A 2,606-nucleotide genomic window follows, 5' to 3' on the forward strand; every position below is an offset into this window, starting at 1 on the left:
AGCCACGACCTGCGCACGCCGTTGGCCGGGGCCAAGGCCGCCGTGTCCAGCCTGCGCAGCGACGACATCGAGTTCTCCGCCGAGGACACCACCGAGTTGCTGGAAACCATCGAGGAATCGGTGGATCAGCTCACCGCGCTCGTCGGCAACCTGCTCGACTCGTCCCGGCTGGCCGTCGGCGTGGTGAAGCCGCAGCTGCAACGGGTGTACATGGACGAGGTGGTGCACCGGGCCCTGGTCAGCGTCGGGATGGGCGCGCGCGGCCTGCGGCGCGCGGCGATGGATCGGGTGAAGGTAGAGGTCGGCGACGTCTCGGTGCGCGCCGACGCCGGGCTGCTGGAACGCGTGGTGGCCAACCTGATCGACAACGCCCTGCGGCACGCGCCGCGCGACACACCGGTGCGGGTGACCGCCGAACGCGACGGCGCCCGCGTGTCGATCGCGGTGGTGGACGTCGGTCCCGGCGTACCGCCGGGGACCGAGGAACAACTCTTCGAGCCGTTCCAGCGGCTCGGCGACCGCGACAACACCACCGGCGTCGGGCTCGGCCTGTCGGTGGTGCGCGGTTTCGTCGAGGCAATGGGCGGCACCGTGCACGCCGAACCGACCCCCGGCACAGGATTGACCATGATCGTGGACCTGCCTGCCGACGAAACGGAAGCGAGCAGCTGATGATGGATACATCGACAGTCGGAGCCGCGCAGAACCGGACCACACAGGAAGCCGTGATGACCGAGAAGAAACAGGAAGCCCCGGCGATCAAGGTGCTGGTGGTCGACGACGAACCACAGATCGTGCGTGCGTTGCGGATCAACCTGTCGGTCCGCGGTTACGAGGTGATCACCGCGGAGACCGGCGCGGGCGCGCTGCGGGCCGCTGCCGACAAACACCCCGATGTGGTGATCCTCGACCTCGGCTTGCCCGACATCGACGGCATCGAGGTGCTGGCCGGGCTGCGCGGCTGGACCTCCGCGCCGGTGATCGTGCTGTCCGCGCGCACCGACTCGGCGGACAAGGTCGAGGCGCTGGACGCCGGCGCCGACGACTACGTCACCAAACCGTTCGGGATGGACGAACTGCTGGCCCGGTTGCGGGCCGCGGTCCGGCGCGGGGCCGCCGACACCGACTCCGCCGATCCGGTGGTGGTGACCTCGTCGTTCACCGTCGATCTCGCCGCCAAGAAGGTGACCAAGAACGACGAGACCGTGCATCTCACGCCGACCGAGTGGGGGATGCTCGAGATGCTGGTGCGCAACAAAGGGAAGCTGGTGGGGCGTAAGGAGTTGCTGCGTGAGGTGTGGGGGCCGGCGTATGCGACCGAAACGCATTATCTGCGCGTGTATTTGGCGCAGCTGCGGCGCAAGCTCGAGGATGATCCCTCGCACCCCAAGCATCTGCTGACCGAGGCGGGGATGGGATACCGGTTCCAGGAGTAGTTGTCGCGCGGACCGCCGGAATGCGGAACCGGGCTTGTCGCGTTGCCAGGCGTGAGCGAACTCCGACGACAATGGCAGGATCGAACCATGGTTGAACAGACTCCCGCACAGGCGCCGACCGAGCTATGGGTCGAGCGCACCGGCACGCGGGCCTACACCGGGCGCAGTTCGCGTGGCGCTGAGGTGCTGATTGCTTCGCAGGGCGTGCCCGGAGCTTTTACCCCCGGTGAGTTGCTGAAGATCGCGCTGGCCGGTTGCTCGGGACTCAGCGCGGATTTCTCGCTTTCCCGCAAACTCGGCGATTCCTTCGACGCGACGATTCGGGTGTCCGGTGACGCCGATCGGGAGAACGAGCTCTACCCGCAGTTGGAAGAGACGTTCGAGCTCGATCTCAGCGAATTGGACCAGGAGGCGCGGGAGCGGTTGCTGGTCACCGTGCAGCGCGCCATCGACAAGGCGTGCACCGTCGGCCGGACTTTGCAGGCGGGGACGAAGGTGACTTTGTCCTTCGACGTCGAAGCCTGATGGGCGAATCCGACGAGCTCGCCCGGCTGAGCGCATGGGTGCACGGCCGCGTCCAAGGCGTGGGTTTCCGCTGGTGGACGCGGTCGCGCGCGTTGGAACTCGGGCTGACCGGGCACGCGACCAACGCGCGTGACGGGCGGGTGCACGTGGTCGCGGAGGGACGGCACGACGACTGCGCACGGTTGCTGGAACTGCTACGTTCCGGGGATACACCTGGTCGGGTGACCTTGGTTGTGGAAAGCTGGGAGCCCGCGCGGGGTGATATGACCGGATTCGAGGAGCGGTAGTGGTGGGCCGGGATAGGACGAGGACTCGACAGTGAGCACGCACAATCCTGGCGACGAGCGTCCGGGGAACCAGCCGGACGAATCCGCGGCCGCGGCGGCGCAACCGTCCGGGGCGCACGAGGTGACCCCGTCCGGGCCGGGCGAATCTGCAGCCGACGATCCGAATCTGGCCGGTCTCGGTGCCGCACCCGGGCAGCCGGCGCCCATTCCCGCCCAGTCGACCGACCTTCCGGAGTCGCCCGCACCGCCACGGCCGGGCAGCGTGCAGCGCCAGGAGCCCGGCGTCACACAACCGCGCCCGCCGACGGTGGCCGAGGCGCGGGCCAGGGACAAGGCGCGTAAGCGGGCCGCCGAAGCG

4 protein-coding genes and 1 pseudogene are annotated in these 2,606 nt (G+C 68.6%); all 5 read left to right on the forward strand.

Annotation, left to right across the window (positions count from 1 at the left end):
• Nucleotides 1-672 (forward strand): sensor histidine kinase (locus NN4_RS44415; protein WP_246181451.1); only part of this gene is annotated, 672 nt, incomplete at its 5' end.
• Between the two features lie 56 nt (nucleotides 673-728).
• Nucleotides 729-1,436 (forward strand): response regulator, encoded by a 708-nt coding sequence (locus NN4_RS44420; RefSeq protein WP_147144435.1) that lies wholly within the window; start codon nucleotides 729-731, stop codon nucleotides 1,434-1,436.
• 87 nt (nucleotides 1,437-1,523) lie between these two features.
• Entirely contained in the window at nucleotides 1,524-1,961 is a 438-nt protein-coding gene (locus tag NN4_RS44425) for an OsmC family protein (RefSeq protein WP_107658411.1), read from the forward strand.
• Nucleotides 1,961-2,248, forward strand: a complete 288-nt coding sequence (locus NN4_RS44430) for an acylphosphatase (RefSeq protein ID WP_147144437.1) — start codon at nucleotides 1,961-1,963, stop codon at nucleotides 2,246-2,248. Before NN4_RS44425 ends, NN4_RS44430 begins: the two co-directional genes overlap by 1 nt.
• Before the next feature lie 31 nt (nucleotides 2,249-2,279).
• Nucleotides 2,280-2,606 (forward strand): annotated as a pseudogene (locus tag NN4_RS44435) (hypothetical protein); the annotation flags it as partial.

The sequence above is a fragment of the Nocardia ninae NBRC 108245 genome (assembly GCF_007990755.1).
Lineage (GTDB): Bacteria > Actinomycetota > Actinomycetes > Mycobacteriales > Mycobacteriaceae > Nocardia > Nocardia ninae.

What these genes read in the sequence shown, in the direction of transcription:
- NN4_RS44420 (WP_147144435.1), top strand. Translation starts at nt 729, where the DNA reads ATGACCGAGAAGAAACAGGAAGCCCCGGCGATCAAGGTGCTGGTGGTC.
- NN4_RS44425 (WP_107658411.1), top strand. Translation starts at nt 1,524, where the DNA reads ATGGTTGAACAGACTCCCGCACAGGCGCCGACCGAGCTATGGGTCGAG.
- NN4_RS44430 (WP_147144437.1), top strand. Translation starts at nt 1,961, where the DNA reads ATGGGCGAATCCGACGAGCTCGCCCGGCTGAGCGCATGGGTGCACGGC.